Here is an 8,145-nt window from a genome sequence, read left to right on the forward strand (position 1 = left end):
TCCGGCCCTAATCAGTCCCCCCTTGACCAGACGGTTGTCCGGCTCACGCTGGAGGCAATCGAGGAGACGTTACACCGGTCTGCCGAACAGCATTGGCCGAACATTGCGGCACCGTGGCCGGATGACCAGCGCCGGGCGGTTGCGCAGTGTATAGCGACGAACTGGCGGGGGGCGCCCGGTGAGGCACACAGGTTCGCCGATTGGGTGGTGGCCACATGGTCCAACATCGAATTGACCTACGCTGGGCCGGAATACCCCGAAGCCGGCTTCATCCATCGGCACAACGTGTCGCTCTGTCGGACTTTCATGGCTCACCTCGGTAGATCGAACACTCAATGAAGCCAATGCACACTAGCCGCGATGCTCCCAGAAACTGCCGTCTTTGGAGCTACAAAAGCCGCAACGGCCCTTCGCATGAGTCTGCCACCGGGAGACTTTGCAACCGGGTGCAAAATGTCGCGGCCGAAAATTTCGGGCATCCGGCAGTCTTACCCCGCCACTCCCTTTGCCAACCTCGCCAGCGTTGACCGAGAGCATCCCGTTGCCGAAATGATGGTGCTCCAGCTTTGCCCGCTGGTGAGCATGCTTTGGATCGCTTTATTGCGGGCCTTGTCCTCAGGCCGGCCACGATATTTTCCCTCGCTCTTGGCTTTCGCGATACCCTGCGTCTGCCTACGCCGACGATCCTCGTAGTCTTTCCTAGCGACTGCCGCGATCACATCGAGCATCATGTTGTTGATTGCGTCTGCCATGCGGGACATGAACTCATCGGCATTCCCCGATGCCATGCCCCATGATGTCGGTAGGTCGAGGGCGACAACCTTGATGTGTCGATCTCTAATTTCGTCCTTTAGCTTATTCCAATCTGCACCGTTCAGCCTGCTGAGGCGATCCACCTGCTCGATCAGCAGGATGTCTCCTGGTTGGCAATCCGAGAGGAGTCGGAAGAGTTCCGGTCGTGCGAGGGAGGCCCCGCTTTCATTCTCCACATAGGTAGCGGCGATTTGCAGTCCACGTTCCTTGGCAAACGTGAGGAGGTCACCTTTGGCTCGGTTGGCATCCTGCTCTTTCGTTGAGGCTCGGAGATAGGCGCGGACGAACATATGAGGCCCCGGTTCGATATGAATGGTCTCATATTGTCTGGTACGATTAGGGTGGTCAAACGTTATTATCGAACCACCTAAAAACGCGGTCCGCTAAAGGCATACTCAAATGATTTTCGACGAGACAGAGTTGTGTGCCTAATCCTCGCCCCTCACGATCGTGAGCCGTTCCGACATGGCTGCTGATTAGCCATGCGGAGGCTGCACCATCACGGATCAAATCCGCTGATTGTGCGACCGAACTTCATCCTCGATTTCATCGACCAATGAGGCGATCTGCGTTTCCTCAACGATCTCCGGTGCGAATGGAGAGCCACGTAAGATCTCAAGCGCGTTTTTGTAGACAGGCATAAGCTGACGGTTCTCTGGCGCACCCACAATGAAATGCAGCTTCAACGGCTCTTGCGCGTCATCTGCGACAGCAGCAAGATGCCCACGCCAGCGACGGACCTTGTCCTTAATCCCATCAGCATCCGCCAAGTCTAACGACAACGGTTCATAGGCATGCCAACTGCCGTTCTTCCATGCGTGCTTGAACTCGATACTATCCGCTTTGCTGGATAAGACCTTCTTTTCCAGTTCCACGTTCAGATTCCGCTCGGCTAGCATGGTACGGACGGGCCGCCAGATATCCTCGTCAGTCTTCCTGGCCTTCACGGTCACATCGTAGCGGCCAACAAATCGCTCATAGAGACGCTCGAAGGTCTTCGATGGATCGTTGGTCACACCGGAGCTGACAGGTGACCATTGTAGGGAACTGTCGTCATTCGGTACGATTGACTTGGCGTAGGAGTCCAGTCCGCGATCTTGCCTGAACAGACCCTCCTTGGGCAGCATCTTGGAAGCGCCACGCATACCCCGCTCGACACTCCGCATAGCAGCCACGAAGGCCTCGCGATCGAGATCCGGGAACACGCTTTTGATACGGCCTATGGTCTTTCGCGTGCGCCACCTCAGGATGCCCTCACGTGAGACATGCAAGATCACGCCAACGTTCACGAACTCCCCGGTTACGATGTCGTGGACATAACGCAGGACAATGAAGTTGTAGGGATGGCGATCGCTCATTTCAGTATCCTCCGCACTTCATCCAAACACCCGTCGATGTTGTCTCGTGCATCTCGAATTAGCTTAAGCGCTGCGTGAACGGCGGCCTCCGAGCCAGCCCACTCGTCCGGAACTGCGGTCTGATAGCTCGCAATCACCTCATCTGACAAGTTAACCCAGCGATCCTTGATGAGATCATAATCAACATCCCGCCCCTTCAATCCCCCAACGAAAATATGGGCTCCTGGCACTCCGACCCAACTCAGGCCACCTAGTGTCCAGGGCGGCTTCCAGAACAGGAGTTGCTCAGTCATGAAAGCCAGCTCGTGATCGAATATCCGCAGATTGTCGCCCTTCACCAAGCAGTTGGGATTCCCGTCGCGTCGATCCGGATTCTGGATGATCGCATCGAAGATCAGAATACCAGTTGCGTCAGGCATCATTGTGTCAGTAATCAAATTGCCTTTCGCCCATGCTGCAAACTGGTTGGGAACACGCAGTGATCCGAATCCGACAGGTGAGCTCACGCCAAGCTTCTGGCGAACAGTCTCGTCTGAAACAGACTCTATGAACTCAGGGGGCAGCCGAACCCAATAGGGACGGGGAACAGGCAATCCGAGGTCCGCAGCCAAGCAGGCACCTATGCTCTCCCGAGACAAGCTCGACACCCCGGCATCGCATCCGCTGGATAGCTTGCAGAAAACCTCGACGGTCTCTCCTGCCGCATCCTCGCACATCAAAAGGATCGGAGCGGTGCGACCCTGAGAGGCCGGGCGCAGAAACTCTGTTGCCGTTACACTCTCCAGCAATTCACCCCCCCACAGGGACGGCGCTGTTGGCCATCCCTCTCCCTCAAAAAACTATGATCAGTCACACCAACTCCGCGGCCTGCGCGTACGCCGACACCAGCGTCGAGCTCGGCTTCACGGCATCATGCGGCACAAGCACATAGGACGACGGTTTCCGCCCATTCCCTAGCATGCTCGTTCGCATGGTGAACCCATTTCCGCGCCGCCTATTCCGCAGCGTCGGCCTGCTGCGTCAACGCGTGCCCTGCGCCTGCGTTCTGATTATTCTGCTCAGCAATCGTCGGGCCGGACCATATCGAAAGCGCCGTATCGAACAGCGCGCTTCCACGGTGTGAGACGGTCTCCTCATCCCATGCCTGGTACTGATGGAGTTCCCGGTTCAGCGCGAGCGCCGTGTGTGCTCTCACAGCAGGCATCTTGGTCGAGAACGATCCGTTCGAAGCCGACGTGTTCAGCTTCTGGGTCAGCAGTGTGAGGTTGCCGAGCTTGTTTATGATCTTGTCGCGGTCAACCTCGCGAGCAACCTGGTCAATATCCACCTCGCCGGCCGCAACGTGATCAAAACCCGGAACGGGCCAATTCTCGCGCCATTTTTGCGGCATGATGTGTTCGAGCGTCAAATCGCTCCGGATGGCGACGACTTCGCTGCGATCGTTCCTTTTCTGGTGTTCAAGCGCCTCGAACAGATACCGAAGGCGCGGCTGACGACTCCCTTTGTATTGGTCGCGACCAAGCCATTGCGCCTTCCATTCGCTGTCTGGCGGGAAACGGATCGCATCCGCCTGACTCGCGGACAGCAATTGATGAACACGCGCGACTGACACTTGGCCGCCCGCGCGAAGCTTTGCGATCATATCGACAAAGAACTTGTTGTAATTGGCGGTCGTGAGGCCGCAGATATCGCGCCTGACGATATAGGATTCGATCAGCCGGAGAGCATCGGGCAGCTCGCCTTCGTCCAGCGCGCTTTCGCCCGCTAGATAGAGCACGAGAGGCATGGCCGTTGACACGTCGAACGCCTTGGTAAAGCGCCCGAAGCGTCCCAAAGGATCATCGGTCGACTGATCCGATAGCCGTCGATGAACTGCCGCGCTTGCTGCGATCGATTCGAGCTCAGCTTTGATGGAGGTGAACGGCGTGAGGTCCAAAATCCATCTGCGATAGGATTCAAAGAGATCGTCGACCGAAACGGTCTCCGCTTTCTTCATTGTAAGGTGGTCGACAAGCAGCCAATCCAGGCGGGACTTCGTCTGACGACCGCGTGTATCCCCTTCCTTCCAGAACCAACCGTCGAGCGGGAGCCAGAAATCCTGGTACAGGCGGTCTACATTCAGAGAACCCTTGGTCTGTCCCAACCCTTTCGCTCGCTGAAAGATGAAGTTACGCATGAGATCACCGGCGGTCAGATCGACTCCCCGGCTGTTAAGCGTTTCGAAGATCGTCTGAGCGTCATCGCCACCTTCAAGTTCGATTGATACTGCTGCCAACCCGACGCGTAACGCCTCAAACAACTTCTCCATGCGAAAGGCATCATATTCACCATTCGGCCGGACGTGCTTTTCGATGCGATCCTTGAAGAACGCATGCGCCGCTACCGACGGGCGAACCACACCCTGCTCATCATCCAAACGGAAGGTTGCCGCATCCGACTTGTCCTCAGCGTCAACCACTCCGATGAAAGAAGCACGGTCGGTGAGTGACGGCCAAAGCTTGAACCGCTCGACTTCTGGCTGCTCCATTACACCATCGTTGAAGATGTACTTGGCTACCTCGTCCGCATATTCGGGTGAGTGGCAGGCTGCCACGTCCCTTAGGGCGGTCAGGAGCAACTGGAAGGTCGTAAGGCGCTGTTGGCCATCAATGACCTCAAACGCCTGCACCTGCTTGCCGAACGTTTTCACCTGCGAGATCACGATCGCTCCCATGAAGTGGGGCGCAGATAACACGCCTTCCGCCTCAAGCTTTGCCGCAGCCCGCTGAATATCCTCCCAAAGCAACTCCAGTTGGGGGGTCACTTTCCAGGCGTATTGCCGCTGATACAGCGGAATCAGGTAGCGTCTCTTACCGTCAAAAAGCTCTATGATCGATCTTGTAAATGGTCGCATTAGCCCTATTCGCCCCTAATCGAGTGTGCTTATAATTCGCTGAGCCAAACTACACTTATAGTTTTAAGCTATCCTCGCGCCTTCACCTGCGTGTCCCAATCAGCCGCTTTATCTACGAGAGAAGGATTGGATCAACAACATCGCTGGGCGATGGCTTGTCTGCCCGTTCGGTCGCCCTGTCGACGAGTTTTTCTAGTTCTCGGGCGAAATTGAACGGCCGCTGCTTTGTGAAAATCGGCGTGAGCGTCCAGAAGGGATTTTGAACCGCCGAAGGACGATCAAAATTCTTGTCCTTGCATAGAGAGAATTTTCCGGTGCCGTCCGTGTCGACCCTTCCATAACGGCGAAACCATTCGCTGATCGCCGATTTGTAAACTTCCTTTTCGACGGCATTCAGCAGAGAGTGAATGACCCGAACATCGTTGTGCCGCTTCACATGATCGAAAATTCCTAGCGCCACTTCATGGATGATCTTTTTCTCCGAAGATCCTCTTAGCTTGGTGCCATCGTTGCTCTGCAAGGTCGAAGAATATTTCTTTTCCAGTTTTAATAAGCTCTCTGGCGGCGTTCTGCTCTTGTCGCGTTTGAGGTCAGCCAGGAGTTTGAAGATCGGTCTTTCATGATTCATTCTGGTCACTGGACCGATGCCCCCTCGGGCCTTTTCAAAACCTTGGTCACGCCCTCAAACAAGCTCCCCTGCCTGCGAATAGGCCGAAACCAGCGAGGCCAGCGTCGCGCTTGGCTTCACCGCGTCATGTGGCACGAGCACATAAGTCCACGGCTTTCCGCCCGTATCCCTGGCGTGCTCATTTGCGTGATGCACCCATTTCCGGGCAGCCTTGGCCTTCGCCTGAACAATCGGGTCGGCCATCTCATTCTTCGCCTTGATCTCAATGATGAACTTGTCCTTGGTAGTCTCGACCACGAAATCCGGCTCGTATGACTGCCCGGACGCGTATTCGATCCTGAACTGACCGATTGCGGGTTTCATCCAGCGCAACACTCCGGCTTCGCTGGCAGCCTCCACGATGACCGCGAATTCCCGCTCTGTGTCGGAGTCGAATTTCTGGTACGGATAGCAGCACTTGGCGAAACCTTCGAAGACATATTTTGGTGTAAGGTTGAGCGGGCTGACTGGCGTTCGGAAATCCCGAACGAATGCCTCGCTGGGGACGTTGTAGGCCTGGGGCTTCATCACGACGAAACCCCTTGAGACGCTAGCTCGGTAATCGGTCGGGGTCTCCCAATAGTGCGTCATCATCTGCTGGAAAATGAACCTGGCGAGATCTTTGCCGTGCGTCAAAAGGACGTTCTCCACGTCCTCGGAGGTCGCAAGGTATGATTGAAGCCGCGCCACCATCTGCCCCGCCAGCTTGAACAGAAGCTCGCTCTGCGTGTCGTAATCGACCTCTGGCATGTCCATGAGATGGCGGACAACATAGCTCTCTAAGCGTTCTTCCTTCGAGCCTTCCACCGTGCGAGCAAGGAAGGCGCGCGTCTCGTCGCGGAGTCGTTGGACCATGATCTGATCGGAGAGCGGCTGCCTGGCGATTGTTTCGAGATTCGAAAGGTCGAAATCCTTGAATCCAAAATTTACCTGCGTCGTCGGCAGCACGACGATTTCGGGAATCGAAATCGTGTGCATGACGATCTGTTTCGTGACTTTAGCGACGGTCGCTGCGACATCGGTTTTTCGTTCGAAACTTTCGAACCATCGCTGTTCAGGTGCCATGACCGCCTTCACGATGCTGGTGATTTCAGCCTGTATCTCTGGCGTGTCGAGTTTTTCGATCCCGGTCTTGATCCGGCGTTCGAACTCGCGCTGGATCACATCCCAAGCGACTTTCGCTACCTCACGCTCTTCCTGGGTCTCGAAGACGTAAGACGTTTGTTCGGATTCCTCAAACGCTCCCGCTTTTCCGGTAAGCATCGTTTCAACATTCGAAGGAGCTTCGACCACATGCGCGCCGAGATTCGACACGTCGCCGCTGCCGCCGACAATGACGGTCTTCCTAATCGAGATGAGCGAGTCCGGATCGCGCGCTGCCTTGATTACGTCGTCGAACCTGTCATGCGCGATGACGGTCAAGCGATCGACGGCTTCCACGCCCGTGCGCTGGCCATAAGGCAACCGCAGGCCACGTCCAAGCGTCTGCTCCGTCAGAATGTCGGAAGCCGATGCGCGCAATGGGACGATCGTGTAGAGGTTGGTTACGTCCCAGCCTTCCTTCAGTTTGTTGACGTGAATGACGATATCGGTCGTCGCATCATGCTCCAGTGCGACAAGCTTCTCGGTCGCCTCTTCAGTCTCCTCCGCGCGCGTTCCGGAATGAACCTCGATCACGCGACCCTGGTAGCGCCCCCGAAAGAAACCATCCGATTCCAGGTATCGCCGGATTTCGCTGGCGTGCGTGGTGTCTTGCGCCACGACCAACATGAAGGGATGGACAAGCTTGCGCCCGGTCTGTTGTGCATAGATCGCTAGCTCTGCCTTAGTGTTTTCATGGCAGTGAATCCCGTCCTCAAGCTTCATCCGTTCAAGCTGTTCCGGCGTGATGCTGTCGACGCGAAACCCTTCGCGAGTGGCGACGGCCGGGTCTTTCACATAGCCCTCGGCCATCGCCTGTCCAAGCGGGTAATCGAGAACCACGTTCTTGAACGCAACCGATTTGGCTCCAACCGAACGTGGTGTCGCCGTCAATTCGAGGCCGATAACAGGTTTCAGTTCGGCAATGGCGTTCATGCCCGCCTTGGCGCGATAGCGGTGCGCTTCGTCCATCAAGAGGACAAGGTCCGGAAGGGCCGACAGGTACTCGAAATAGGACTCGCCGATATATTCATGGAGCTTACGGATGCGCCCCTGCTCCTTGTTCACCTTGTCGATGTTGAAGATGAACACGATAGCGGTCTGGCCCAGAAGGTCGCCACGCACGGCGTAGCCGCGTTCCCAGTTGTCCCCGGTCTCGACTATGGGCGGAAGCTGCGCGAATTCAGCGATGCCCCGGAATACGTATTTTGAGGAGTTCTGCCGACTGAAATCGTCGACGAGCTTGTCGTAAATAGTGGTGTTCGGTGCGAGGA

General features: G+C 56.2%; 7 protein-coding genes. 1 reads left to right on the top strand and 6 read right to left on the bottom strand.

Annotated elements, in window-relative coordinates:
- On the top strand, window positions 1–339 hold a 339-nt coding region (locus EOA22_RS38155), incomplete at its 5' end, for a hypothetical protein (protein WP_206516426.1).
- 149 nt (window positions 340–488) lie between these two features.
- Here the strand turns inward: EOA22_RS38155 and EOA22_RS17675 are convergent.
- The 6 genes from EOA22_RS17675 to EOA22_RS17700 all read right to left on the bottom strand — a co-directional run.
- Window positions 489–1,103 (bottom strand): recombinase family protein, encoded by a 615-nt coding sequence (locus EOA22_RS17675; RefSeq protein WP_063168126.1) that lies wholly within the window; start codon window positions 1,101–1,103, stop codon window positions 489–491.
- 216 nt (window positions 1,104–1,319) lie between these two features.
- The gene (locus EOA22_RS17680; protein WP_063168127.1) at window positions 1,320–2,171 is read right to left on the bottom strand and encodes a DUF3037 domain-containing protein; all 852 of its coding nucleotides are present in this window, start codon (window positions 2,169–2,171) and stop codon (window positions 1,320–1,322) included.
- The gene (locus tag EOA22_RS17685) at window positions 2,168–2,959 is read right to left on the bottom strand and encodes a HipA family kinase (protein ID WP_206617027.1); all 792 of its coding nucleotides are present in this window, start codon (window positions 2,957–2,959) and stop codon (window positions 2,168–2,170) included. Before EOA22_RS17685 ends, EOA22_RS17680 begins: the two co-directional genes overlap by 4 nt.
- Window positions 2,960–3,165: 206 nt before the next feature.
- Window positions 3,166–5,064, bottom strand: a complete 1,899-nt coding sequence (locus EOA22_RS17690; protein ID WP_063168129.1) for a DUF262 domain-containing protein — start codon at window positions 5,062–5,064, stop codon at window positions 3,166–3,168.
- A 112-nt stretch (window positions 5,065–5,176) separates the two neighbouring features.
- A complete protein-coding gene (locus tag EOA22_RS17695) occupies window positions 5,177–5,692 on the bottom strand; it encodes a hypothetical protein (protein WP_063168130.1) in 516 nt (171 codons plus the stop codon).
- A gap of 54 nt (window positions 5,693–5,746) precedes the next feature.
- The coding region (locus EOA22_RS17700) for a DEAD/DEAH box helicase family protein (protein ID WP_127390115.1) at window positions 5,747–8,145 on the bottom strand (2,399 nt) is incomplete at its 5' end.

This window comes from Mesorhizobium sp. M7A.F.Ca.US.014.04.1.1 (assembly GCF_003998745.1).
GTDB lineage: Bacteria > Pseudomonadota > Alphaproteobacteria > Rhizobiales > Rhizobiaceae > Mesorhizobium > Mesorhizobium ciceri.